This is a genomic window from Aquimarina gracilis, assembly GCF_035285365.1.
Lineage (GTDB): Bacteria > Bacteroidota > Bacteroidia > Flavobacteriales > Flavobacteriaceae > Aquimarina > Aquimarina gracilis.
The window spans coordinates 271,988-298,715 of the sequence record NZ_JAYKLX010000001.1 but is presented as its reverse complement, the minus strand read 5'-3'; the positions used below and the strand labels follow the sequence as shown (position 1 = coordinate 298,715).

21 protein-coding genes are annotated in these 26,728 nt (G+C 36.4%); 20 read left to right on the top strand and 1 reads right to left on the bottom strand.

Annotated features, from left to right (window positions below):
- Positions 1-232 precede the first annotated feature (232 nt).
- The 19 genes from U6A24_RS01235 (at position 233) to U6A24_RS01145 (ending at position 24,410) form a co-directional block, all read left to right on the top strand.
- Positions 233-811: a DUF4255 domain-containing protein gene (locus tag U6A24_RS01235; protein WP_324178114.1), complete on the top strand. Its 579-nt coding sequence runs from the start codon at positions 233-235 to the stop codon at positions 809-811.
- A 74-nt stretch (positions 812-885) separates the two neighbouring features.
- Complete coding sequence (locus tag U6A24_RS01230; RefSeq protein WP_324178113.1) at positions 886-1,662, top strand: hypothetical protein; 777 nt, start codon at positions 886-888, stop codon at positions 1,660-1,662.
- A gap of 71 nt (positions 1,663-1,733) precedes the next feature.
- Positions 1,734-3,365: a phage tail sheath family protein gene (locus tag U6A24_RS01225; RefSeq protein WP_324178112.1), complete on the top strand. Its 1,632-nt coding sequence runs from the start codon at positions 1,734-1,736 to the stop codon at positions 3,363-3,365.
- 43 nt (positions 3,366-3,408) lie between these two features.
- Positions 3,409-3,882, top strand: coding sequence for a phage tail protein (locus tag U6A24_RS01220; RefSeq protein ID WP_324178111.1), 474 nt, complete (start codon positions 3,409-3,411; stop codon positions 3,880-3,882).
- Positions 3,883-3,929: 47 nt separating this feature from the next.
- Positions 3,930-4,373, top strand: coding sequence for a phage tail protein (locus tag U6A24_RS01215; protein WP_324178110.1), 444 nt, complete (start codon positions 3,930-3,932; stop codon positions 4,371-4,373).
- 12 nt (positions 4,374-4,385) lie between these two features.
- Positions 4,386-4,874, top strand: coding sequence for a phage tail protein (locus U6A24_RS01210; protein ID WP_324178109.1), 489 nt, complete (start codon positions 4,386-4,388; stop codon positions 4,872-4,874).
- Between the two features lies 1 nt (position 4,875).
- Positions 4,876-5,040, top strand: coding sequence for a DUF5908 family protein (locus U6A24_RS01205; RefSeq protein WP_324178108.1), 165 nt, complete (start codon positions 4,876-4,878; stop codon positions 5,038-5,040).
- A complete protein-coding gene (locus tag U6A24_RS01200; protein WP_324178107.1) occupies positions 5,041-5,766 on the top strand; it encodes a CIS tube protein in 726 nt (241 codons plus the stop codon).
- Positions 5,767-5,769: 3 nt separating this feature from the next.
- Complete coding sequence (vgrG, locus tag U6A24_RS01195; protein ID WP_324178106.1) at positions 5,770-7,452, top strand: type VI secretion system tip protein VgrG; 1,683 nt, start codon at positions 5,770-5,772, stop codon at positions 7,450-7,452.
- Between the two features lie 6 nt (positions 7,453-7,458).
- Positions 7,459-7,875: a GPW/gp25 family protein gene (locus tag U6A24_RS01190; protein WP_324178105.1), complete on the top strand. Its 417-nt coding sequence runs from the start codon at positions 7,459-7,461 to the stop codon at positions 7,873-7,875.
- A gap of 30 nt (positions 7,876-7,905) precedes the next feature.
- The gene (locus tag U6A24_RS01185) at positions 7,906-8,328 is read left to right on the top strand and encodes a hypothetical protein (RefSeq protein ID WP_324178104.1); all 423 of its coding nucleotides are present in this window, start codon (positions 7,906-7,908) and stop codon (positions 8,326-8,328) included.
- Positions 8,329-8,351: 23 nt separating this feature from the next.
- Entirely contained in the window at positions 8,352-12,542 is a 4,191-nt protein-coding gene (locus tag U6A24_RS01180; RefSeq protein WP_324178103.1) for a baseplate J/gp47 family protein, read from the top strand.
- 89 nt (positions 12,543-12,631) lie between these two features.
- Positions 12,632-13,828, top strand: coding sequence for a phage baseplate protein (locus U6A24_RS01175; protein WP_324178102.1), 1,197 nt, complete (start codon positions 12,632-12,634; stop codon positions 13,826-13,828).
- Positions 13,829-13,894: 66 nt separating this feature from the next.
- The gene (locus tag U6A24_RS01170; protein ID WP_324178101.1) at positions 13,895-15,007 is read left to right on the top strand and encodes a hypothetical protein; all 1,113 of its coding nucleotides are present in this window, start codon (positions 13,895-13,897) and stop codon (positions 15,005-15,007) included.
- Positions 15,008-15,078: 71 nt separating this feature from the next.
- The gene (locus U6A24_RS01165) at positions 15,079-17,535 is read left to right on the top strand and encodes a hypothetical protein (RefSeq protein WP_324178100.1); all 2,457 of its coding nucleotides are present in this window, start codon (positions 15,079-15,081) and stop codon (positions 17,533-17,535) included.
- 11 nt (positions 17,536-17,546) lie between these two features.
- Entirely contained in the window at positions 17,547-19,148 is a 1,602-nt protein-coding gene (locus U6A24_RS01160; protein ID WP_324178099.1) for a contractile injection system tape measure protein, read from the top strand.
- A gap of 230 nt (positions 19,149-19,378) precedes the next feature.
- Positions 19,379-20,782 (top strand): ATP-binding protein, encoded by a 1,404-nt coding sequence (locus tag U6A24_RS01155; protein ID WP_324178098.1) that lies wholly within the window; start codon positions 19,379-19,381, stop codon positions 20,780-20,782.
- Between the two features lie 123 nt (positions 20,783-20,905).
- Positions 20,906-22,465, top strand: a complete 1,560-nt coding sequence (locus tag U6A24_RS01150) for an eCIS core domain-containing protein (protein WP_324178097.1) — start codon at positions 20,906-20,908, stop codon at positions 22,463-22,465.
- Positions 22,466-22,571: 106 nt separating this feature from the next.
- Positions 22,572-24,410, top strand: coding sequence for a hypothetical protein (locus tag U6A24_RS01145; protein ID WP_324178096.1), 1,839 nt, complete (start codon positions 22,572-22,574; stop codon positions 24,408-24,410).
- Between the two features lie 105 nt (positions 24,411-24,515).
- Here the strand turns inward: U6A24_RS01145 and U6A24_RS01140 are convergent, their stop codons facing one another.
- Entirely contained in the window at positions 24,516-25,079 is a 564-nt protein-coding gene (locus U6A24_RS01140) for a hypothetical protein (protein WP_324178095.1), read from the bottom strand.
- A gap of 867 nt (positions 25,080-25,946) precedes the next feature.
- On the opposite strand from U6A24_RS01140, the gene U6A24_RS01135 reads away from it, so the two are divergent.
- On the top strand, positions 25,947-26,651 hold the full coding sequence (locus tag U6A24_RS01135; protein WP_324178094.1) for a hypothetical protein: 705 nt from the start codon (positions 25,947-25,949) through the stop codon (positions 26,649-26,651).
- The last annotated feature ends 77 nt before the right edge of the window (positions 26,652-26,728 follow it).

The following is a 26,728-nucleotide window of genomic DNA, read 5'->3' as shown; positions in this document are numbered from 1 at the left end:
CTGATAGCAGATTTTAAGATTCCCATTTTGATCGAACTATTTACCAACTTTATTTCTCTATTACAAAGCATTTTGTATACATAAAATCCGAATGTCGGAAATATTATACTCCGTCGATTTTATACCATTCCTCAGTCGGAAATCTATATAGATTTGACGGACTTCTTCTATAAGTAAGGCATTATCTCAAACTACCTTTGGCATAATAAAAAATAATAATCCGGGGTGTGTTATGGTAAATGTTGTATTAGATGTTTTAAAAGATAAACTCAATGAATATTTTAAAAACGTAGTAGGTACTACAGAGTCAAATATTATAGAATTTATTAGTACTACTGGTAATGATCCGGTTTCTTTTACCAACGATAAAATAACTCCATTTTTAATCAACATTTCAGAAGACAGGAAATTTAGAAATCCAGATCAATACTCGGGTATCGTGAAAAATGGAATCCGTACACAGACCAATCCTGAAATACGAATAGAGCTTTTGATTCTTTTTGTATCCAAATTCAGCAAGTATGATCAAGCACTTAAATTTTTATCTCATGTCATTAAATTCTTTCAGGTAAATAGGATTTTTAACCCACTTAATTCCCCACAATTATCCGATGAGAATATAGAGAAATTAGTGGTAGAACTAATTTCAATCCCTTTAGAAGAACAGAATCAAGTATGGCATTCGTTAAACACTTCCTACTTGCCCTCTGTATTGTATAGAGTACGTCTGCTTTCGTTCATTGATGAGCAAAGTATAGAATTTGTAGGAGAACCATTATCAAGTATAGCACTCAACACAGGACAAAAATAAGATTAAGGTTCTTAAGATGAATAGATTACTCTAATAAGTAAGTAACATATTGAATTAAAAACATAAGCAGAAAGATGAAATATCATGAATTCTTTCATATAGAAATTATACATCCTTATTTTTCAGGTTTACCCAAGGATTTAGTACTGGTCCCTGATAATGAAACTAAGAAGCGCTTAAATAACCTGGGCTGTATCCTAAGAATAGATGTTGGTAAAATAAAGGTCTTAGCGCCTATTGATCAAGAGAGTAATGTCTTCCCTGTTTTAGGAGAAAATGATGTATTTACTTTTTACATCTATCCAACATCAGAACGTATCCAGGAAATCACGGATTTTTCTGCCATAAAAAAGAAAAACATGATTTCTTTTACAAATTTGGGACAACCAGTAGGTAATTCAGAATTAATGAGTACCCAGATAGAGCAAAAAGGTGTTTTTCAAGGATTCCCCTCAATAGCAAATATTGTCATTGCCGGAAATAAGATCGATACAGATATTATTGGTGAATCAGCCAGATTTAAGGCAATATTCAAGGTAAAATCTATAAAATGGAAGTATTATTTCGTTTCTGAGTCTCAAGATTCTGATGTAAAATTAGAATCCAGAAATGAACAAATCCATTTTAATGAAATCAATATTGATCAAAATACATCAGATCAGATCATAACTTCCCTACAATTAAATTTTCCGAATAGTCATATCAGAGCCTTTGAGTCCAAAGAGGCAATCCCCTACAGCAGTAAACCCTTAAAAAATATCAAACTAATTCAAAATGGAGATGTACTCATCAATCATTTGTCAAATCCCCAAGAACAACAACAAGGTATTCAAATAATTAAAATTAAATAAGAAAAAGGCGTATCAGGAGAATCATATTGGTTTTTAGAAATGCCCATTATAAATATTAAAACTATTAAAATATGTCTAGATTTTTAACACCAGATGTGTACACTGAGGAAGTACCTCTTTTACCACAGTCTGTAGCAGAAGTTTCTACTGCAGTACCAGCTTTTATTGGATATACAGAAAAAGCTGTAAAAAACGGAAAAAATATTAGAAATACAGCCGTTAGAGTATCTACGCTATTAGAATTCAAAGAGGCCTTTGGAGGCGCGCAACCTGCATCTTTTAAAGTAAGTATTACTGAAGATGATGTAATAGGAGATATTGAAGTCACAACTCCTCTACATACCTTGTATCACGCCATAGATTTATACTTTAAAAACGGAGGTGGTGATTGCTATGTAATTTCTGTAGGAAGTTATCAAGATGATTATAGTAAAACATCATTCTTGGCAGGACTTGAAGCATTGAGCAAAGAAGATGAACCTACTTTGATTATGCTAGGTGAGGCTATTAGGTTAGACGCCGTAGATTATCATGAGGTGTGCCAAAGTGCATTAGCACAATGCCAAGAATTGAAGGATAGATTTTGCATTTTTGATATTCAAAAAGATGATGAAGAAGGAACTTCTTTTAGAAATGGAATAGGAACCAATAATCTAAAATATGGTGCAGCCTATACGCCATATCTGCAAACATCGCTTACCTATCGTTATCAAGAAGACCTTGTTGAAGTATCAGGTTCCTCGGCTAATGAAACTCTGCAACTAGAAATCGCTGGAGCTATTAGAGTTGTGTATAATGGATCTGCTCAGGACACACCTAAGGTTAAGATTAATAAAGGATCGGGTAATGTTCCTTCTTTGAGTGTTTCTGATACTACATTAACCATTAACGTTGGAGATGGAACCCCTGCCAGTGAAATTATAGATGAGTGGAATGCAACTACAAACAAAGGTGATTTTGATATTATTTTGTTAAATGGAGCTACTATCGTAGAATCTTCTACAGGAACCAGTGATCTTATTACTACTGGTGGTGATAATGCATCTGTTAGTTTATCTACTTTCAAAGAATCTCGCTCTGAGTTATACAGTAGAATCATCAGTGAAATATCAAAACAACGTATCATTTTACCACCTAGTGCTGCAGTAGCAGGTGCATATGCTACCACAGATAGAGAAAGAGGTGTATGGAAGGCTCCGGCAAATGTAAGCTTAAATGCTGTCATTGGTCCTATCTCGAAAATTACTTCAAAAGATCAGGAAAAACTTAATGTAGACGCTACCAGTGGAAAATCCATCAATGCCATACGAAGTTTTGTTGGAAAAGGAACCATGGTTTGGGGCGCTCGTACCCTTGCCGGAAATGATAACGAATGGCGTTATGTACCAGTGCGAAGGTTATTCAATATGATAGAAGAATCTACCAAAAAAGCATCTCAATTCGCAGTTTTCGAGTCAAATGATGCAGTGACCTGGCTTAAGGTTAAAGCAATGATTGAAAGTTTTTTATATGGAGTTTGGCAACAAGGTGGATTAGCAGGAGCTACAGAAGAACAAGCATATTTTGTAAATATCGGACTGGGTAAAACTATGACACAACAAGATATTCTCGAGGGCAAGATGATTGTAGAAATAGGACTAGCCGCAGTACGCCCTGCAGAATTCATTGTGCTAAAATTCTCTCATAAACTACAGGAATCATAAGTAGCATAGAAAAAATTTAATGAATAAGTAAAAAGTAAAAACAATGGCTTTAACTAAAGAACAAATAAAAACAAATTATCCCTTGGTAACCTACAACTATAGGGTAGACATTAATGGAGAATCTATAAGTTTCTCAGAGGTATCCGGTTTAGAATTATCCTTTGAAACTACAACGTATAAAGAAAGTTTTGCCACTGGAGGGAAAGTTGGACCTGATATCATGTACATGCCTGGGCAGATTCAACCCGTAAATATATCTATGAAAAAAGGACTGGTAAAAGGAAAGAGTATTCCTGTTTTTTATGATTGGATCAATGATATACAATTGAATCAGGTAGACAAAAGGGATATTGTAGTTCATCTTTTGGACGAGACGGGTAGTACGGTAGTTAGCTGGAAGGTAATAGATGCTTTTCCAACTAAATTGACAGCACCTTCTTTTGATGCTAGCTCTAATGACGTGGCTATAGAATCAATGGATTTGATGGCCTCTAGAGTAACTATGGAAGAAGCCTAAAAAATGTTGCGTACAAAAAGCAAAATTAAAGTAATAAAACTTTTAGTGTGGCAGTCGATAAACAACATATTGTAAATAACTATCCTTTACCAGTATATAACTATCAAGTAGTGGTTAATGGTAGTGAAATAATGTCTTTTTCTGAGGTTTCAGGTTTAGAGCTAGATTACGATCATGTGGTGTACAAGCATGGGTTCAGTTGGTTCACGGGTAATTATTTAATCCGTGGCCAACGAAAACCGATCAATGTAAACTTAAAAAGAGGGGTCGCAAAGCAACGCGATCATCTGTACCAATGGATAAAGTCTGGAGAAGTAAAGGATATTAGGATAGAACTATGTGATGAAGCTGGTATGCCAGTAGTAACTTGGGAAGTAATCAGAGCAGTGCCTTTAAAACTAGATGCACCATCTTTTACAGCCAATTCTAGTGAGGTGGCTATAGAAAGTTTGAGTTTGGTTGCTCATGATTTGAAAATTAAACATAATTAAGAATATCAAAAGATGTTAGACGTTTTAAAAGCCATAAATTTTGCCGATAGAGAACCGACCTTGTCGCACAGATTTGGAGTGTTCTTTCTGGCAGGAGGAATAATTCCTAATCCGATAGATCTTAGGTTTCAAAGAGTAAGTGGTATCAGTACCGAAGTACAATTAGAAACCATTAACGAAGGTGGAGAAAACCTACATATGCATCGTGTGCCAAAAATGACGAATTATAACAATTTGGTTTTAGAACGAGGATTTGTAGCAAGTCCAATTCCTTCACCGTTACATCTAGAATTTAAAGCAGCCTTTAACTCGTTTACATTTTCACCATCCAATGTATTAGTAACTGTATTTAAGGAAAATGGAATCCCAATTGGGGGATGGATCTTTAAAAAAGCGTATCCGGTAAAATGGTCGGTATCCGATCTGGATGCGCAATCAAATTCGGTAATAATTGATACCATGGAATTGGCATATTCCAATTTCCAAATTCTAAGAATGTAAAATGGCTGTAGAGATTAGAGAGATTGTGATTCGGGCAGTTATATCCGATGACCAAGAACCGAATGTGATAAGCAATTCAGAAGGCGACGCATTGGATAAAAACAAAATGGTACAAGAATGTGTAAACCAGGTGTTAAAGGTGTTGAAAAACAAAAATCTAAGGTAAATGTCAAATTTCAATAAAAAGGAAATAAAATCTTTTAAGCTTCAAAAGCTCAAAATCTTCTCTTTTGACAATGAAGAAAGAACAGATGGAAAGAACGAGTTCGAAGTGATGTTTAATCCTGAATCTGTACGACGAAGTTTTGTGAATAAGTTCACTAATGATGCTAGCAACCCGCAAAATAAAAGTAGTACTAAGTTTATGTATAGTGGGTCATCCACAGTTAGTATGAAACTAGTTTTTGATGGAACCCATGTTGATCAATATGGAGCAGAGATAGCATTTAGACGATTACGAGGCACCCAAAAAAACGTTACGGCACGGATAGACGATTTTTTAACAAACATTGCAAAAATAAAAGGTAAAATCCACGAACCTCGTCATCTGGTATTGAGCTGGGGGGAAACATTAAAGTTTAATTGTAGACTTACTAGTTTAGATATTAACTATACACTATTTAATAGAAGTGGCGATCCGTTGCGAGCAGAACTAAATGTATCTTTTATTGGTGACAATGCAACCAAAGAGCAATTAGCAGAATTGGATTTGCAATCTCCAGATTTAACGCATTATCGAATGGTAAAGGCAGGGGATCAATTGCCCTTAATGTGCCAGGAGATTTATGGCTCTCCTTTTTATTATCCATTAGTAGCAAGTGCTAATAGGCTAACAGATTTTAGGAATCTCATCCCAGGACAAGAAATTTACTTTCCACCAATAGAAAAATAAACAATGGCATCAACAGCAGTAACCAATACGATCAAAAGTAACGGCAAGATCCTTCCACTAGGATCGTATGAATTGATGTCGATAGATACCACTAAAGAGTTCAACAAAATACCAATGGCAGAGCTCAAACTATCTGATGGTTGTGTGGCAAATCAAAAGTTTGAAACCTTAGAAAGCGATGCTTTTATACCAGGAGCTTTGATCGAAATTTTTATGCGTTATGAAGGAAGAAATACAAATGAGCAAAAGATTTTTGAAGGGGTAGTGATCAATCAGGAGATTGAACGCTCTCAGTTTCAGTCTATACTTACTATTGAGCTCTGGGATCCATGTATAAAAATGACCAGTTTACGAAAAAATAAGGTGTACCAGAATCATGCAGATAGTAAAATTATAAAAGACCTGATAGGTACTTATAACGATCTAAAAGCACAGAAAATTGAAAGTACTTCTTTTACACATCCTCAGATGGTGCAGTACTATGTTTCAGATTGGGATTTTATGGTGTCTAGGGCAGAAGCTAATGGACAATTAGTACTAGCCGATAATGGAGAAATCTCTGTTTTTACTCCACAAATTGGTAGCACAGATCATACCTTAACCTTTGGGATAGATCTGGCACATTTTGATTTAAAAATTAGTAGTCGTCATCAATATGAGAAGGTACAGGCATTTGGTTTGGATACAAAGAAGGATCAATTAGCATTAAGCATACCAAAGAAAGGTAAAGAACAAGTACTTAATAGTATTGATTATAAAACATCACAATTGTCTGATGCTGTTGGTGCCAAAGAAGCCAAGCTAGTGCATGCGGTACCTACAGATCCAGAAGAGTTGCAATCCTGGTCGGATGCCCAGCTCATAAAATCCAGACTTTCTCTTGTACAAGGAACGATTAGAATTAACGGAAATGGTAAGATAAAAGTGGGGCAGACTCTAAAAATCGAAAATGTGAGTCGGTTTAATGGAGAGCATATCATCACTGGAGTTCGACATGGGTTTGTAATGGGGTCTGGGTGGTATACCTATATACAAATCGGGATGGATGCCAACTGGTTTAGCACGAAATCTGATATTATCGCAACACAAGCTGCAGGATTGCTTCCAGGGGTTAATGGTCTACAAATAGGAACCGTTTTGGGACATGTAGAAGATGCCGATCATGGATTTCGTCTACAAGTTCATATTCCGGCATTTCATCAAGAAGGTAAACCTGTAGAGGTATTAGCGATGTATACTTCCTTAGATGCAGGAGTAGATCATGGAATCTTCTTCCCTCCAGAAAAAGGAGATCGAGTAGTCGTTGGTTTTTTAAATGATGATCCAAGGCAGGCAATCGTATTGGGAGCTATGCATAGTAATAAAGTACCACATACAGTAAAGGAAAAAAAAACATATAAAGGAATTTTTACCAAATCTAATTATCAATTGCTGTTTGATGAAGAAAAGGAGACAGTAACACTCTCAACCACTGATGCTAATCAAACCAACGAGCAGCTTCTTACTCTTAATCAGAAAGAAAAGATAATTACACTGAAAGATGCTCATGGAAACAGCATTGAGATGGGGAAAGATGGTATCAAAATGTTAAGTACCAAAGATTTTTCAATAGATGCTACAGGAGATTTTAGTATCAATTCAAAAGGAAAGGTAAAGATTAAAGGAAAAAAAGTGGATTTAATATAATAGATTATGAACAATACATTTTTAGGAAACGGTTGGGCATTCCCTCCGGCTTTTGGAGTTGGGGGAGCAGAGGTCGAACTCACTTCGGGAGAAGAAGATATCAAACAAAGTCTCCAGATTTTATTGTCTACTTCGTTAAAGGAGCGCTTGATGCATCCTGATTTTGGATGTGATCTTACTCAGTTTTTATTCGAAGAATTAGATCAACGATTTGCCAATGAGCTAAGCAGTACAGTATCTCGTGCTTTATTATTATATGAACCAAGGATTGTCGCGGATAACGTATCTGTTACCAATATAGATCCCGAAAATGGTATAGTACATATCGATATCGATTATGTGGTAAGAACTACAAACAATCGATTTAATCTGATATATCCATTTTATATCAATGAAGCTTCTGCCATAGCATTTGACCTCTAATTAATATAGTGAACTAAGTAAAAAATCAAAATGGAGCTAATACTAATGGATGGAGATCAGGTTAATTTTTTACCTGTATTTGGAAGTGCCTTGGTAAGTGTACAACCAGGAAAAATGATTGCGTCAGGAAAAACGACAATTAACGGAAAAAAAGTTTGTGTGGCAGGAGATGAATCAAAAGTAGAAGTTAAAAACTGTTCCTATGTTGCACCTCCTTTTGTACTTCCTGGTCAAGGGACTTTAACAATAAAAGAACTAGGTCCGAATCAATTAACAACAAAAAGTAAAAGTGGAAATAAAAATATTATTGTAAAAGGTAATGCGTTCATAGCTGAGTTTAAAGTTACATCTCCCGCAAAACAACCACCTCCAGCTAATACTCCTGATCCTTTACCAATGTATCCGGGACAAGGAACATTAGTGCCTTCGAATGCAAAAATTAAAGCCACTTAAACCTATAAAAGCTGTAAAAAGTGATGAATACTATTCAAAATTCAGATACCATACTACTTAGAGATGGAACCAGTCAAAAAGATCGGTATGTAGATGCGATTCGCACTGATTATATACCAGTAGAGGATCGTAGTATAGAAGAAATGATTTCTGAAGCACAGCGTTTGGCCAAAGAACTTCAGTTTTTCGATAAAAATAATAGACCCACCGCTACTTGGGAGTCATTTCTAATAGATGATCCGAATATTTTTAGTAAGAACTCGCCAGAAGGGAGAAGAATACAACAAAAGAATTGGGCAAAAGAATTAGCCAAATATGTAGAAAATCCGGAATTGTTTTACAATGATTCCGAAAAGAAAGTTAAGTTATCTAAACCTCACGTGGTTCTGTTTATGACTTTTCTGAAGTTACTGAATCATGTAAAGTCCAAAATGAATGGACTTACAGAAAAACATCTGGATTTTTATTATAGAAAATGCTTGGGATTACATCCAAAAGAAGCCGTGCCCGATGTGGTGAATGTACTTTTGGAATTAGAAGAAGATACCAAGTATCTGGAAGTAAAAAAAGGAACTAGATTACAAGCTGGAGAAGATGCAGAAGGAAACGAATTACACTATGTAACCAATGAGGATACCGTGATTAGTAAAGCTCAGATAACACAGCTAAAAAGTGTTTTCGTTTCAAAGGAACTGCTCACTATCAAAAAGGTACATCAAGAACGTGGAAAAACCAGGGAGACTGCTTTTGTAGATATGATAGAAATGGCCTTGGGACATCCAAATCCTGGAGATAAACTTCCGGATTTTCCTGAGGAGCAAATTGGGGATATTTTTCAATTACATGAAGCCGTAAAAAATGAAAATACCGCTGCAATTGAATATGTGAACAAAACGCTGTTTTTAGAAAGAGATCAATTTGAAAACATCTTTTTAAAACATCAAAAAGAGCAAGAAGGGATTCCTACAGATTGGGAACCTGTATATGAGTTATTGGATCAGGCGTATAAGAGAAAAATTATCCATCAAAGACAACAAGATTTGCTCGAATTGGATACGAGTGAGGGATTTGATACTATGCTAAAAAAGGTATATGGTAATCCAAATCCTGGAGATGCATTGCCCCTATACAATGGCGAAACAGCTTCATTAGAGCAAGTGTTTGAAGATATGCAAAGCACAGAAAACGACAGCGCAGAAAAAGCATTGGAATATATTGAGGTAGAATTACTGTTAAAAAAACCGGATTTTATCCATATCATGCAAACCAAAGCGGATTCAGAGGCTTCTGAAGCAGATAATGATAAAATATACCGTATTCTAGAGTTTTCAGAACGAGAGTTACGTTTGGTTACCATTCCTTCTCCGGAAATTGAAAAATTATCTGATATTTATAGCACTTCGAAAGCCAAAGATTTTCTTTTTAGCCAATATGATTCAGCATCCGAAAGTAAAAGATTCAAAACCTTTGGTAACAGGCTATCGGCAATAGCAGATCATTCTTTAAAACCTTCAGAGATTGGTTTTGCGATCAGTTCACCTACCTTATTACTCAAAGACGGAAAACGTACTGTTGAAGTATTACTAGATCTGGCTATTAAAAACCATGAGATTAAAGAGGTACAATCTGTTTTTGATCAAAATGATCCTTTTAAGACCTATTTAAGCAGTGAAGAACAATGGTTTATTCCTGATACGGTTCGATATTCTTTAGGAAATTATGTTGGATCTGCATCAGAAACTAATTTAGATATAGAGATAAAGGATCAAACCATTACCATAATAGATGCTACTAATTTTAACATCACAGATGTTGGAAGTTTTATTGTAGATACCACTCAAAAAATTTATGAAATCATAAGTCTTAAAGATCCTAAAATTGTGAAGGTTAAAGAAGTAGGTCTTACTGATGTGCCAATGGAAAAAGCTCAGAAATACTCCAAGGATCAAGTGTATCTGAACGCCCTAAAAATCGAAATACAACTTCAGGATAATGATTTACCTGTTACTTCCTTCGGGTCCCTTCCTTCTCCTTTTATAACATCAGATCACCCAACCATAGTGTGTACCATGAATTATTTTCTAGAAGAACATGGCATTAATAGTAGCTATCAACATTTGGTGGGTTTGACATTACAGAAAGCTCATATTTATGTCGATGTACAGGGAATGCAGCACAGTATTGTACAGAATGATCAAGGTACAATTGATACTAAAAAGCCATTTGAACCTTTTGGTTTTCAGCCCGAAATAGGAAACAGTTTTTATGTCGCGAATGAAGAAATATCTCAGAAGAGCCTAAAAGATTTGCACTTTAATTTAGAATGGGTCAAACCACCCAAATCCTTTGTGGACTATTATAAAAACTATTGGCTGATACAAGCAGATCTCACGGAAGACGAACTTGCAGTACTGAATGAAGATCAACTCACTGAACTTATTGAACAAAAGTTAGCATTTGATGCAGCCATTATTGAAGACAATAGTGATTTTAGGGCTGATGTGTTTTTCCATGATCGTAATGCAGAGGTATTACTTTCTACAAAGACCAAAGATGAAAAAGGGAACACGTTAACAGTAGGATTTCCACTTTTCAACAAAGAAAATACGATGTCGATTACCCACATGCCTTCCAGGATAAAGGAAACGAGTCCAGGCTATCAATACAAAGAGCGTTTTGGAATACAGACAGATGAAGATGAAGTATTGCTATGGGAACGCTATTTTAGGGTAGAGCTAACCCCAATAAACTTTCAACATAGCGCATATAATACCTTATTTGCTAAGCAAGCAATATCGGAGAATGTAGGGATAAAAAATCTTAGAATCAATCCGCCGTATCTGCCTAAGCTAAAAAAACTAGGAGTTTCTTATACCGCTTGCGAGACTATCACAGCAGATATAGAGGCTGCCACAGATACGAATAAGATGTTTCATATACATCCGTTTGGATATGATTATATAACACCAGGAAAGGAAACCTCCTTGATCCCGGTATATAACGATGAGGGTTCGTTGTATCTGGGCATAGCGCAACTAAGTACACCACAAATTTTATCGATTTTATTTCAGATGGCAGAGGGTAGTGCGGATCCAGACATACAAAAACCCGTATTGCAATGGAATTATCTGCGTAATAACGAATGGGTGGCATTAACACCGTCTGCCATTCTCCAAGACGGGACCAATGGGTTGGTTAACACAGGTATTGTAAAAATCAAAATACCCGAAGATGCTACCCAAGGAGGTACCCTAATGCCAGCAAATTTGCATTGGATCAAAATCTGTGCTTTTAGAAATATAGAAGGTGTATCCGATACGATTGATATCAAAAGTCAGGTGATCAGCGCCACACTTGCTAGTGAAACCGTTGCGCCGGCTCATTTCGAAAACCCTTTGCCTGTAGATACAATTACAGAAGTGCTTAATCCGATACCCGAGGTGGCAAAGATTACACAACCTTTTACCTCGAGCAAAGGAAAACCGGCCGAAAAAGGAAACGCACTTTATAAAAGAATCAGTGAACGCTTGCGGCACAAAAACAGAGCACTAACGATGTGGGATTATGAGCATATGGTATTGCATCGGTTTCCAGAGGTCTATAAAGCAAAGTGCCTTCCATCTACAGATCGAATAGGCGGCGTGGATGTCATTGTAGTACCTGATATCAAAGGAAAGTTACCGTTTAATCCCTTTGCACCCAAAGTAGCGGCAGATACCTTGTTTCAGATCAAAGAATACTTGCAGAACCTTGCCCCAACCTATGCAGAGGTAAGGGTAGCCAATCCTTTTTATCTTCAGGTTTCTACAGAGTGTATTGTAAAATTTCATCACGGATACGATGAAGGTTTTTATAAGAAAAAACTTATTGAAGAAATCAAACGATTCATGTCACCTTGGGCATATGGAGATGAGAGTGATATTCAAATTGGGGGATCACTTCACGCCAGTGTGATTATCAATTTTATAGCAGAACGTCCCTATATCGATTATGTGGCAAATCTGAAATTATTTCAGAGTGAAGATGGAAAAACCTTTACCGATGTGCGAAGTCTTAATAATGGAAAATCCATAGTAACGCCTTTACAACCCGATATGATAATGGTGGCTGCGCAGATACACGAAGTTTACGTGGTCAATGAAGGTGTATTCCAAGAGGATAGCTTTGAAGGAATTAATTATATGGAAATTAATAAAGATTTTATCGTACGGTAAACACTTTAAAGAGTTGTAACGATAGTAAACAAAATACAGCATAGCCCATAGAACTAGGGGTGATTGATGAAGATAAAAAATAGAACCTTATGGAAATCAATAAGAAAAACCGAACGGAACTCAAAGAATATTTTAAGATTAATGATAAACCTACTCAGGAAGAGTTTTCGGATTTTATAGAAGCAGGATTGAACCAGGCTGAAGATAGCATTGCTAAGGTACAGGGAAATCCTTTGTCGATACAAGCAGAAGGAGAGCGGGTTGGTACACAAGAGGTATTAGACCTCTATGAAAACTTTGCCGATGATAATCCACAATGGTCTGTCAATCTGAATCCGAGGGTAAATAGTAATGAGCCTACTAGCAATCAACCTGGATTTAATATCAAAGATGCTACAGGCCAAAGTCGCTTGTTTATCAAATCGGGAGAAGGTACTGTTGGAATTGGCACTGTAGAACCTGTAGCACCTTTAACGGTAAAAGGAAATACAACATCAGATAAACCTATCGGTGCTATGCAAATTGCCGAGGACCGTATTTTATTTGGAGGTAAAAACACAAATGAACATAAGGATTCTGCAAAAATTGAAGTAGGAACAACCACGCTTACAATATTTGGGAAATCAACTAATAGTGATTCTGCTAGTAGAAAACTAGATATTATTGCCGATGGTGGTACCCGTATTCAAGGAGCAGTATCGGTCGAAGGGGATATGACAATAAAAAACCTAAAGGCAGAGAACATATCTCCTAGTGTAGATTTAGATAAAGAAGGTGCAAGTCATCAAAGAATTCCTACCCAAATGGCTGTAAAAACCTATGTAGATACGCGTATGCCAAAAGGAGTGATCGTCATGTGGTCCGGAAATATAAGTAGTATCCCGGTAGGATGGGTATTATGTGATGGAAGCCAAGGTACTCCAGATCTATCAGGAAAATTTGTTGCGGGATTTGAGAAGGATAATCCAGAGTATCAAATTGGAAAAACAGGAGGGAAAGACGCAGTAACCCTAACTAAAAATCAATTACCTGCTCATAATCATTCAGGAAATACTTCAGAAACAGGAGATCACATACATGATATATCACATCCTGCTTCAGGAAATGATAGTGGTAATGGACTTAAAACCATTACAATGGATGGGGAAACACATGGCGCATTAAATACCAAGACCAAATCAGCCGGTAAACACAAACATTCTTTTACAACCAATTCTGTTGGAGGTAATCAACCTCACGAAAATCGTCCTCCTTATTTTGCCTTGGCATATATCATGAAACTATAAGGGCCTAAGAAAACCGGTAACAACAGACCTATTGTAGAAAAGCTATCATCTTAAAAGAATAAATACATGGAAATCAATAAAAAAAATAGGACAGAACTTAAAGAGTATTTTAAAATCAATGATAAACCTACACAAGAAGAATTTGCCGATTTTATAGAAGCTGGGTTAAATCAAGCAGAAGATGGCATCGCCAAGGTACAGGGAAATCCAATATCTATACAAGCAGAAGGAGAGCGAGTGGGTACACAAGAGGTATTAGATCTATACGAAAGTTTTGCTGATGATAATCCACAATGGTCCATCAACCTAAACCCCAGAGTAAATTCTGATGCGCCAAATAGCAATCAACCTGGGTTTAATATAAAAGATGTTACTGGTCAAAGTAAATTGTTTATTAAATCCGGAGAAGGGAATGTTGGAATAGGAACCATAGAACCTACCTCCAAATTAGCAGTAGAAGGAAAAGATACATCTCCGTTAGTATCAATAACCGATACCACAAGTACTCCTACTACTATTTTTAAGGTTTCTAAAAAAGAAGGGGTGGCTGTAAAAGGCACCTTACAAGTAGAAGGAAATCTAAAAGCATCCAATATTTCGGATGACGAAGAACTGGATAATGGAGCTACGAGTCATGATAAGCTTGCGACTCAAAAAGCAGTAAAAACCTATGTAGATACCCGTTTGCCAAAAGGGCTAATTTCTATGTGGTCTGGGCAAGATATTCCAAAAGGATGGGTGTTGTGCGATGGAACCAATAACACTCCTGATTTATCAGGTAGATTTATTGTAGGAATGGATAAAAATAACTTAGAGTACCAAATTGGAAATACAGGAGGAGCAAAAGAAGTAACTCTTACTAAAGCAGAAATGCCTTCTCACGCCCATTTAGATAAGGGTCATAAACATAGTATTTCAGATCCTGGACATAATCACATTAATGGAAGTTTTGACAGCTTAGTGAGATTTACCGGTCATAATACAACTAAAGGTGTAGATAGTAGTCTGGGAAAAGATAAGAAAAATGAATTTGATTTAAGACACTCTGGTAAATTAAAAACAACCAAAACCAATGTTTCGATTGTTAATGGGAAAGCAAATATAGAACCCACCGGAGGGAATCAACCCCACGAAAACCGGCCACCTTATTTTGTATTAGCATACATCATGAAATTATAACTTTTCAACACTTAGAGAAAGACATGCATACCATTTTGGTGAATTAATAACACGAATTACCTTTTACGACGATGACAGATACAATCACAATACCCAAAGAAGTACCAAAAGACAGTGCCTTGAGTTACGAATTCCTTCGAACAGAGGGGATGAAATTAATTCAAAAAATGGCAGGAGACACCTGGACCGATCATAATATCCATGATCCTGGTATTACTATCCTGGAGCAAGTATGCTATGCAATTACAGATCTGGCCTATCGTATGGAATATGATATCCAAGATTTGTTAGGAAGTAATTCTGGGAGCACGTATGATAATCTATATAGCGCTGCGACCATATTGACCACCAATCCTGTAACCTTATTGGATATTCGTAAAATGGTAATTGATGTAGAAGGTGTTAAAAATGCTTGGATCGAAAAGGCAGTTCCTGAAACTACAAATGTGCCTGGAACTATGATTCCTAAAGGATTATTTCGGGTTTTTATTGAAAAAGATGGCTTATTTGATATTCCTGGAAGTAAAATCATTGCTGCTGTAAGAGAGAAATTGTATGCCAGCCGTTCGATCTGCGAAGATTTTGAGGAAATAAAACTACTGGATACTCAGGGAGTTCGTTTGCAAGGTATAATTGAGATTGCTGATACCGTTGATGATGTTAATGAAATGATCGCAACTATGTTGCATCGAGTTGGAACTCATTTTTCACCACGAATTCCTTTCTATACTTTACAACATCAATTGGAAAAAGGGAAAACAACAGATGAAATTTTTGATGGCCCCAGATTAGAGCACGGTTTTATTGAAGATCGGGATTTGATACACGCCTATCGTAAAGAGGAGATCCAAACCTCGGATGTAATCAAAGAAATTATGGATCAACCGGGAATATTGGTCATAGATAAACTTGCCCTTGCTACGGGAACCAATACCGTAAAAAATTGGATATTGCCACTAGACCCTTCCAAAACACCTATATTGGATATAGATGGTACATTGGCACAATTGTCATTTACATCCAAAGGACTTACCGTAAGTATCGACCCAGAGCGCATCAAAAAGATATATAATCAAAAAAGAGCTGATGAAGGATCCAGATTAGTATTACTGCAGGAAAAAGATATCATCCTACCAGAAACTGAAGCACCAAAATTAGAACAATATTATCCTATTCAGAACCAGTTTCCTATGAATTATGGTATTGGAGAAATAGGATTGCCTGATACTGCTTCTACAGAGAGAAAAGCACAAGCAAAACAGCTAAGCGGATATTTATTGTTTTTTGAGCAAGTACTTGCCAATTACTTTTCCCAGTTGGCAAACTTTAAAAAGTTGATGAGTTTTGATGGTGAAGATACGCATACCTATTTTAATCAAAATTTATTGGATTGTGTTCCAGGAATGTCTGAAGTACTGGGAAATACAGAAAGTTATATTTCTTATTTACAAGAAATGACCGCCGATACCGCTAAGGGATTGTTACGAAAGAATAAATTCCTCAATCATCTGTTAGCTCGATTTGCAGAGAAATTTACTTCCTATGGGATGGTATTAAAAGATGCTACCAATGATCAGGATACTTCAGATAAAAAACTAATCAAGGACAAAACCCTATTTCTGAAAGAATACCCAACAGTAAGTGCTTGCAAGGCTAAGGCTTATGATATCAATAGCAATAGCTGGAATACCCGGAATATCTCAGGATTAGAAAAAAGAATTGCATTAAAGGTAGGGATCGAGGATTATAGTCGCAGAAACCTGGGGAAGGGGGAAACTTCAGGATTACATATGGTAGAACATATTTTACTTCGACCCAGAAAATCCTATCCCTATCCTTTTACAACATCCTATACTCCTTTTCAGATTCAACGATTTGAGAATGCAATTACCGATGAATTTACGCGCTGTATTGTAGGAAACCATGCATTACAATCAGGAGAAGAAATACAGATTACAGGCAATGAACAATTTAGCGGCACCTATACCATATTGGCTACAGGTGAAGATTTTTTTGAGATTAAAGCTGCTTTTCAAGAATCGGAAGCGGGAGGGGTATGTCAACGAACCCCCGATATACGATATTACCTGCAGTCGGCAGGGATAAGAGAATTCGCCGCATCAAGTAAGGGGGCTAATCATGTGTTTTGTAATGTTGGTATGCACAAGCTACAGGTTGGAGATACTATAGAAATCACCCAAACTGAAAATTACTATGGAGTACATACGGTAGTATCAATAACACCAGAAGGTTTTGATATCCCAATACCTTTTGTAGAGGAAGAGGTAGGAGGTAGATGGATGTCGACTACAGCTCCAGAGGATCCCTACTCTTTACAAGTAGCTTTTATGCTTCCTTCTTGGGTAGAAAGATATCAAGATACCGATTTTAAAAAATTTGTGGCGCTCACTATACGCGAAGAAACGCCTGCTCATATCAGAACAAATATCCAGTGGTTAGATCAAGCCGAAATGAAACGATTTGATCATGCATATCAGCGTTTTCTTACCGAAATTCACAATGGATAAATAAACGTACCATGGCACAGCAAAAACATATCATCAATAAGCAAATTTTAGAAATTCACCTGTCCCCAACAGCAGATGCTTTTGCGGTGCAACAGCAGTTGAGTGTGTTATGTCGAAATCAATTAACTACTGTGATGGATCGTGTGTTTTGTCAAGTAAATGAAGCCAGTTTACCGCTCCAGATTGAACAGCTAACATTAGATTTAGGAAAAGTATCTTTAGAAAATTTTGAAACGGTTTTTACTAAAAAGTTACAAGAAGAACTTGTTGAGTATAAACAAACTGAAGAGGTTTCAAAAAGACAAAAAAATAACAATACTGAAGAAGAAACACCACTTAGAGCAGTAGTTTATTATCTAAAAACAGGCGTATTACCATGGTGGGCAAAGCAAGGAAACAAAACCGATTTTCAAGAGCAATTGGGCCAACTTTTACAAAAACCTAATACCACTTTTATTAGATTACTAAAGGAATTACAATGGAACACCAAACACTTAGAACGATTTGTGTATGCAAGTGCCGAACGCCAATTGCTGGCATCTTTTCAACTGATATCGGAGCTTTCATCTAGGGATATTCTAAAATTCAAAGACAGTATTCAGAGTAAAATTCAGAAAAAATATACTATTGAAGATAAGAAGATACAACGTAGCTTTTGGAAAACTGCTTTTCTAAAACATCATATTGCCAGTACCGATCGCCTATTCGAAAGAGAATGCACGCACCATCTACTTTTAGACTTAGGAATTGATCATAAAGAAAACAAAATACAGCGTCACATTCAGTATGTCTATGAGATCAAGTCTTTAGTAGCTTCTTGTAAGCAGATGTTTCCCAAAAATCCTATATGGAAAGCATTTTTTAAACAGTTATCTACTGTAGTCACAAATCCTTTTTTTGACCAGTTACCTGCTCAGGTATTGAAGCAATCTATACAAATGCTTCAAGACTTGCATAGTATTCAGGAGCAAACATTACAAAAAATAGATACCAATAGTTTACTGAAGCCTTTAGCAACTAGCTTACAAGGGCTACAAAAGGAATTAGAAAGAATAAAAGCACAACCTCAATCAATGGTTACAGACCAGTTTTCATTAGATTTTGAAGATACAGATTTTATATCCATACAAAATGCGGGATTGGTGTTGTTTTGGCCGTTTTTAGTACGTTTTTTCGAAAATTTACAACTCATAGCCAATAAGACTTTTATAGATGAAACGGCTAAACATATGGCTGTTTATGCGTTACAATATCTATGTGAAGGTGAAGACCAGGAATGGTTTGAAGGCGCTCTGCCATTAAATAAACTATTATGTGGTTTGGAAGTAGATGAGGTTGTGTCTCCCATCGAATTATCAGAAGAAGAAATAGCAATCGCAGATGATTTGTTAACCGCTGTGATAGAAAGAGGTCCAAAATGGAAAAACCTTTCCCCAGAAGGATTCAGAGCTTCCTATCTGTGTCGACCAGGCTCTTTACGCACCCGAGATGGGCATTGGTTATTGCAGGTACAAAGAGAAACGCATGATATCACCTTAGAAAAATTGCCGTGGGGTTTTCATACCATAAAGTTACCCTGGATGCAAGAAATTATTGTTGTAGAATGGTTGTGAAAGGAATTGATCAAATAGAAGTAGTACGGTCAGTTCGAGTGATCACTTGAAATGTAATGTAAAGTGATTGTAACGAGAACTCTTTTAAAAATTGATAGTTAGGTTACATATCGATACATTTTTTGCTTTGCTATCGCTATGCAAAAAACGCTAGATGCGACGTATCAGGATTGATATAACTAATTTGAATGAGGTTAAACAAAGAACAAAAAGATTAAAGAAATAGCACTATGGAAAAACAACTAGAGATCATAAAAGATCATCATATTAAACTATCTGCCGATAAAAACACCAGTACTGCCAATGCTTCAGTATTACAGGCGGAACTCGCTTGGCTAAGCGCCGTATTGCAAACCCGTTTAGAACTACATTTTCAACAGGAAACACCATATCAATCTATACAGGAGTTAACACCGCCAAACATAGTAGATAAAGAAGGAAGCTATGCCAACTTTATCCAGGAACACAAACTCAACTTTGCGGGACGGTTGCTACTGATTCTGGCATTAGTACCACATGTCAAACCCGAAGTGTTAGATATTCTGTTAACTAAGAATAAAGACTATGATCGCCGGTATAGTGAATTTGGGGGGCTGCTATTAGAAGGACATTTAGGATTGATCCCTACCGCAGAAACAGCCATGTTTTTATTAGCAGGAGACAACCTCCAGAAACGATTACAATATCACGCATTAGTTACCCAGGATTTTGTGCCAATACGACAAGGGATAATAAGTATATCCCAAACCAAAGGCAATAGCCCATTGCTAAGTAGCATCTGGATGATTGCCAATGAATATGTAGCTTATATCCTAACAGGCACACCCTATCAAGCAGTGTACAGCCCTGATTTTCCTGCGCAGCAATTGCATACCAAGCAATCGTGGCAGGATCTTATCGTCTCTAGGTCTACAGGCCGTAGCTTGCAGGAAATCAGGGATTGGGTGACTCATGGGCAAACGGTTTTGGATGCTTTGGAACTTGGTAAACGACTAAAACCTGGTTATAAAAGTTTGTTTTATGGTCTACCGGGAACCGGTAAAAGTATGGCAGCTGCTTTATTGGGTAAAAGTACTGGTAAGCAAGTCTATAAAATCGATTTGAGTATGACGGTCTCTAAATATATTGGAGAAACCGAAAAAAACCTGGCCAAAGTATTCGACCAGGCACAACAACACGACTGGATCTTGTTTTTTGATGAAGCCGATTCTTTATTTGGACAACGTACCCAGGTAAGTAGCGCCAATGATCGTTATGGAAACCAGGAAATAGGCTATTTACTACAACGTATCGAGGATTTTCCCGGAGTAGTGATTCTTGCAAGTAATCTAAAAGACAACATAGATGAAGCCTTTACCCGAAGATTCCAATCCATGATAGAATTTAAAATGCCAGGAGCAGAAGAGCGCTATCAATTATGGAAACAATCCTTTGCCAAGAAATTACCCTTGGATGAAAATGCAGACCTGTGGAGCATCGCAGAATCCTATGAGATCTCAGGGGGATTGATGATGAATGTGATACGTAAATGTACGTTGCAGGCAGTCACGAATAAAGAGAAAATGATTACACAACAAAGCCTGGAAACCGCTATACGATGTGAATTACAGAAGGAAGGAGTTTTATTGAATTAGTATGAAAGTAGTATAAAATGAAAACGAATGTCATACTGAGTTTGTCAAAGTGAAGTCTAAGGATCACTAAACTCACAATGACACAGATTTGCAATCGGTAATGATTATAAAAAGTAAAAAAATATGAAAACACAAACCGATAAAAGCCAGGAACCAAAAAACTCGATTACCCCGAGAGTTACTAGTGAATCTAGTAACGGAGGTACGGCTCAACTTATGGACAACCGTACCTCTTCTATCGATCAACGTAAACTAAAATCAGGAATAAACAGTGCTGAAAACAGTATAACACCGATTCAACAAAAAAATAATACCGGATTACCTGACAAATTTAAATCTAGTATCGAAAATCTCTCTGGCTACAGTATGGATGATGTAAAGGTACACTACAATTCCAGTAAACCAGCACAACTACAGGCTCATGCCTATGCCCAAGGAACGGATATCCATCTCGCACCAGGCCAAGAAAAACATTTACCGCATGAAGCTTGGCACGTAGTGCAACAAAAGCAGGGGAGAGTGAAGCCTACAAGACAGCTAAAAAGTAAGGTAAATATTAATGATGATGCAGGATTGGAAAAAGAGGCGGATGTGATGGGTGCTAAAGTACTAAGAATGCAAAGTGCAAATAGTCAAAATCTAATTTTAGAAAAAGAAAATGGTAGCAGTAATACAATACAAAGAAGGAGAGAAGACACCTACATATTAAGATTGCTGTTTTCGGGCTCAGGACATAACTTTATAAGTGAAAACAGACGGATTGAGGTAGAGAATAATGTACATCAAGATGAAAAGTGGTCAACAGAAGAACGCGTAAAGGTAAAAAAAAGATTACTTCCCACTACTCATGATACCGAAAGAGAAAAAGTAGAAGAGTTCGATATAGCAGGACCTGGAGCACCAAAAGCGAATTGGTTCAAATCGCTTGCTGGTACAGTTGATGTAGGATCAAATAAAATAGCAAATCTTAAAACAGGAATATTAGAACTGGTTAAGCGCAAGATTATTGAAAACAAAGACTTACCGAATAAAAAAATAAAAATAGTGGGACATAGCAGAGGTGCAGTAGCAGGAGCATATGTAGCAGAAGCTTTAAAGCAGGAATATAGAAATCAAAGAAATCAAGTAGAAGTATCTTATTCTGGTTATGATCCAGTACCTGATGCTAAATATTTTATTGACCTTGGATCAACTACCCCTACAGATTTAGAAAGTGTAGATAAATCTGCTGTAGTATATTCAGTTGCTTCTGGGCAAACAGGGGCAATCGATTCTGTAAGGAAAAAAATGTTTGGAAAAAAAACTCAACATAAATTTAGTGGTTTAATGAAGCCTAAAGCGCTATTGAACTCTAAAGTAGTTATTTTAACAAGTGCACAACATAGTGCTAATTTGAACGGAGTTTTTGAATATGTAGGTAAAGAATATAGCATGTTCAATCTAGTAGACCTTCCTGGCGGAGTTTATGTAGAAGATGAGTGGATTGAGATGGAAGGTGGAGGAAAAAGAGGAGAAGATAGTGCCTTTGGTAAAATAATACTTGCCAAGCTAAATGATATAAATGATTTTGATAACGCGTATAAAGAGTTGCAAAAAGAGAGCAAGGCTATACCAGATTGGGGAAGACAAAAAGAGGTTAAAAAAGCAGCAGTTACAACATTTACAAATGAAAATGATACTTAGATCAAAACTGAATAGCATCAGCTCCCGCTAGTCTTCCCTATGGCGCGGATTTACAATCCGTGCTACTAATGTCCGTAGGTCTAAATTAATATGAGAATTAAGAATAATGAAAGCACCACTAGAAAATACTCAAGAACAAAAAAAAGAAACTGTACAAAGTGTACAACAAGAACCTACTACTGGGGGCACTGCTATGATGGTAGATAATCGACCTTCAGCTGTTTATCAACGTAAGTTAAGATCGGCTATCGACGCCTCGCCTACTAATGACAAACCTGTTCAAAGAAAAGTACTCAAGGGTTCCTCCCGCTTTCAACAAATAGCGACTAGTATGGGTGAAAAATATGGGGTAAATACATCCAAATTAGTTGCTACGCATAATTCTCCTTTTCCTGCTACATTGGGTGCAGCGGCTACTATACAAGGAAATAATATACATTTTGCTCCAAAAATGGATACAGACCATAATATAAAGCATGAAGTGGCACATGCTATTGATAACAAACTTCATGGAACTCCAAAAGGAGATAAGATGATAAATGGACATAAAGTAGATACCACTAGAGAAAAGGTAGTAGATACTATGGTAAAGAATACACAGCAAGTAAAAGGAACTAATTCAAAAAATAGTGCAAAAGAAGAAGTATCCGATTCACCTGTGCAAAGGTTACCGTTCGTATTAAATCAAGTTACAAAAAAATTAAGGAAAGGAGGATTTGAATTTGATGATGATGCAGTGACTAAAGAAGGTGATGGAAACATATCTAGACTGACTATAGAGCAAATGCAATATCAAGGTTTAGATTTTAATGATGTTGTATTTGAAGTTAGAGGAAGAATTTTGGAAGGAGATATCGCGCAAGGAGTTAGACTTAATATCGGAGCAATAACAGGTAACAATTTGAAGGTAGGTAACAAATTCTATAGAGTTACCATAAATAATCTAAATATAAATATACTATTAATCAAAAAAATTAAAAACATAGGAGTTATTTTGACGACTATGATTATCAATGGGATTATAAGATGGCTGCCTTTGCCAAAAAGTCTTAGACCAAATCAAATTTCAGTACCGTACTCAAAATATGGCCTGAATATGCTTGGGGCTGGTTCTGAGATCACTATTCAACAGTTACAAATCGATACATTACTAGGATCAATAGCTACAAGGATAGGAAAAGGCGGGTATACCGGAGAAGAAGGAGAAGTACAAACACAAAGTCGGGTAGAAGGTTCTGTTCAGGTAAATAATTTAGCGTTGAATGTAGCTCGGGTACCTAATAGAAATCAAGATGAATATGAAACCAACGTGGCCATGGGAAATCTAACTATTGATCAAAGGAAGAAAAAATTAATTAAAGCAGGAAGAGAAACTAATAAAACTGCTCGTGATCAGTTCGCAATAGCGAATTTAGATTTTACAATAAGTCAAAACCGTGATAATTTTAATTTAAATAATTTGAATTTCGATAATCAGGTTCCAAGTACTATTATAATCCAAAATAAAGGACCTTTTAGGAATATAACAATAGATAGTTTACAATCTGCTGTAAATCAAAACGGAACAGGTAACATAACTGCTAATATTAGTATAACAATTAAAAATTTACCTCTTGTAAATATTAATTTTCCAGTTAATGTACCTATTACTAATTGGGTAGTTACGTTAGATGACATCTACCAACAAATTAGTGTCGGATTAAGAACTAATTATCTCCCTCTTCCAGTAGAAACTATTTTATCATATATAATAGATTTAAGAAACCCAGGTGTACTAAGGCGAACGTTAGAGGTATTCGATCCAGAAATCCCAAATACGGATCAGGATGTTATTACAACAGCCGCCGCACAAGGAAACCAACCAGAAAGATCACTAGGGATTAACATAGCAAGACTTTTTGAATATCACGCAGCTTCTAAAATTCGTGGAGCTTTAGGAAGATAAAGATTAAATATACACTTTTAAATGGGCAATATCTCATTAATTGTGTAAGTAAAAAAAGACGTTCTTTAGAACGTCTTTTTTTTATACAGTTATCTGTCTATACTCCTAATTTTGCGATATCATAGTAGCATACGCATCTTTGGCAGTACCTGTGGTGACGGTTATAGAAGCATCACCATCATCATTAATTTGTAATACTGCGATGTCGGTTAAAAAACGCACCGTAGCAAGATAATCTTTGCCTTTTTGACCTGTATTGAATTCAAGATCTTCAGTCCAGTAATTCATAAAAAAGTCAACAACAAGATCTTTATTACCCTCAAAAACTACTTTGGTACTGATTCGTTTTCCTGTAGGTAACTGGTCATAATATAAGGTGTACGAGATTTTTCTCTTTTTAAGGTTACCAGGAGTATTGCTTTGGTGTATCCACTGTAAACAATTCGTTTTGCATGCTATAGCTTTGGCTTCCCACTTTGTTTGATTTTGAATAAAAGGTTGCACCATTTTTATAATACCATAGGTATAATCTACCTGATCACCTGTAGTATTGGTAAGTAACCATTGTTTGTCGTGCGTAGCGGCTGCTTCAATATCCTCTTGCGAGTAATCGGTTTGAGCAAAAACAGTAAGAGGAAATAAGAATAGAAGAAGTAATAGTTTTTTCATAAGCTATTGATTTGTAATTTGTTGTATTTAAATTTACGAAATTTTTTTGAATTTTCCTCGGCTTATAAACACAAAAACATATTTGTTTTGACCATATCCAGATGAATTTAAGATTTGTGTAATGATATTTTCCAGGTATTGTTACAATATCAAAACGAATAACAGATCCCTTCAATACCTATATCTACATCAACCTATCGGGTTAAGGAGTAATCGCAATACGTAAAGCGTTATACGCATTGAATAGGTAATTATTTTCCAAAAAAGAGGTGGTTGTATATGGTTCTTTATTATTTCTAAGGGCCACTTAGGTGGTTCAGTGTGATTTTGAGGCACTTTGAAGGGATATATAGGTGCTTCGAATCGTTAAAAAGGTAGTTCGAACCACCTTTCTTTGGGTTGATTAGGAGTAAATGATCACAAAAAAGCGCTTCATAATCCCTTTTATTCGGTGATTTATCGAAATGAAGCACCAAATTATCAGCTCGAAGTAGTAAAGTATCAGCTCGAAGCGGTAAAGTATCACTTCGAATTACCTTTTGTTGGACTGAAACCCATTCAGAGGTGCATGTACCCCTTATGAGTAGGGGGTATGGTCATCACTATTGGCCTGTAAATAATAGCCAAAGTGTTTAACTAATATCTGTCTACAATTCGATAGCATCTGGGGGGCGCATTCGTAACTTCCAAAATATGAACTTTGAGATGCTGAATATAGTAGGGCTATTTAGCCAAAAAATATTTTTTTCATAGCCTAAGTCGCCGTAAATCATAGGAATGTCGGAATTTTCCTTTTATTTACCGCTTTTGTGCTAGCTATTCGATGCATTATGATACTACATTTGGAGTAACATAAATCGGTACACTATGGAAGATAGAACATCATTGTATTCGTTAAGAAAAACGATTGGTATTTTGGGATTGGCACTACCCATATTGCTGTTAGTAACCCATCAGGATTTGCTCGCTAGTATGAGTCATTACTACTATACTGCAGGTAGTGTGTTTTTTATTTTAATTCTATCTGCTTTTGGTTTGATTTTGATCAATTACAAAGGCTATCCCAAAAAAGAAGGAGAGTTGCTAAGCGATCGATTCATAACCACCGCAGCAGGAATCTGTATCCTAATTACGGTATTGATTCCTACGAAATCCGAAAAGTCATTGGGGACGTTGTTTTTTACGGGATCTCCTTATCTATTTGGTCATGAATCTAATGGGTTTTTGGGAGCGGTTCACTTACTAAGTGCCGGATTATTTCTCTTTTTACTGGGATATATGAGTTTTTTCAAATTTGTATTGAACCATCAGGCATCTGAGTCCAGAAATCGATTGTTTAAAAGAAGTGGTATCATCGTTTGGGCATCTGTAGGAACGCTTGTGATGATTTTTGCTCTGGAAGCAATTCTGGGGATTAATTTTGATACCATTATTCCAGCATATACTTTCTGGATAGAATGGGTGGCTTTGTATGCCTTTGCAGTTGCTTGGCTGGTAAAAGGAAGAATTCATCTGGATCTTGAAAAAATGATCAAAACCTTTCATACAGAAAAAAGTATGAACAAACATTAGGTTATTTTTTGAAAAAGTATTCCAAGTTAATAACCCGTCTTAAAATTTCTTTCATTTGGCGGTTTTGTGATAGTCAA

What these genes read in the sequence shown, in the direction of transcription:
- U6A24_RS01140 (WP_324178095.1), bottom strand. Translation starts at nt 25,079, where the DNA reads ATGAAAAAACTATTACTTCTTCTATTCTTATTTCCTCTTACTGTTTTT.
- U6A24_RS01200 (WP_324178107.1), top strand. Translation starts at nt 5,041, where the DNA reads ATGTCAAATTTCAATAAAAAGGAAATAAAATCTTTTAAGCTTCAAAAG.
- U6A24_RS01210 (WP_324178109.1), top strand. Translation starts at nt 4,386, where the DNA reads ATGTTAGACGTTTTAAAAGCCATAAATTTTGCCGATAGAGAACCGACC.
- vgrG (WP_324178106.1), top strand. Translation starts at nt 5,770, where the DNA reads ATGGCATCAACAGCAGTAACCAATACGATCAAAAGTAACGGCAAGATC.
- U6A24_RS01145 (WP_324178096.1), top strand. Translation starts at nt 22,572, where the DNA reads ATGAAAGCACCACTAGAAAATACTCAAGAACAAAAAAAAGAAACTGTA.
- U6A24_RS01225 (WP_324178112.1), top strand. Translation starts at nt 1,734, where the DNA reads ATGTCTAGATTTTTAACACCAGATGTGTACACTGAGGAAGTACCTCTT.
- U6A24_RS01230 (WP_324178113.1), top strand. Translation starts at nt 886, where the DNA reads ATGAAATATCATGAATTCTTTCATATAGAAATTATACATCCTTATTTT.
- U6A24_RS01235 (WP_324178114.1), top strand. Translation starts at nt 233, where the DNA reads ATGGTAAATGTTGTATTAGATGTTTTAAAAGATAAACTCAATGAATAT.
- U6A24_RS01150 (WP_324178097.1), top strand. Translation starts at nt 20,906, where the DNA reads ATGAAAACACAAACCGATAAAAGCCAGGAACCAAAAAACTCGATTACC.
- U6A24_RS01135 (WP_324178094.1), top strand. Translation starts at nt 25,947, where the DNA reads ATGGAAGATAGAACATCATTGTATTCGTTAAGAAAAACGATTGGTATT.
- U6A24_RS01175 (WP_324178102.1), top strand. Translation starts at nt 12,632, where the DNA reads ATGGAAATCAATAAGAAAAACCGAACGGAACTCAAAGAATATTTTAAG.
- U6A24_RS01185 (WP_324178104.1), top strand. Translation starts at nt 7,906, where the DNA reads ATGGAGCTAATACTAATGGATGGAGATCAGGTTAATTTTTTACCTGTA.
- U6A24_RS01180 (WP_324178103.1), top strand. Translation starts at nt 8,352, where the DNA reads ATGAATACTATTCAAAATTCAGATACCATACTACTTAGAGATGGAACC.
- U6A24_RS01165 (WP_324178100.1), top strand. Translation starts at nt 15,079, where the DNA reads ATGACAGATACAATCACAATACCCAAAGAAGTACCAAAAGACAGTGCC.
- U6A24_RS01160 (WP_324178099.1), top strand. Translation starts at nt 17,547, where the DNA reads ATGGCACAGCAAAAACATATCATCAATAAGCAAATTTTAGAAATTCAC.
- U6A24_RS01205 (WP_324178108.1), top strand. Translation starts at nt 4,876, where the DNA reads ATGGCTGTAGAGATTAGAGAGATTGTGATTCGGGCAGTTATATCCGAT.
- U6A24_RS01155 (WP_324178098.1), top strand. Translation starts at nt 19,379, where the DNA reads ATGGAAAAACAACTAGAGATCATAAAAGATCATCATATTAAACTATCT.
- U6A24_RS01220 (WP_324178111.1), top strand. Translation starts at nt 3,409, where the DNA reads ATGGCTTTAACTAAAGAACAAATAAAAACAAATTATCCCTTGGTAACC.
- U6A24_RS01190 (WP_324178105.1), top strand. Translation starts at nt 7,459, where the DNA reads ATGAACAATACATTTTTAGGAAACGGTTGGGCATTCCCTCCGGCTTTT.
- U6A24_RS01170 (WP_324178101.1), top strand. Translation starts at nt 13,895, where the DNA reads ATGGAAATCAATAAAAAAAATAGGACAGAACTTAAAGAGTATTTTAAA.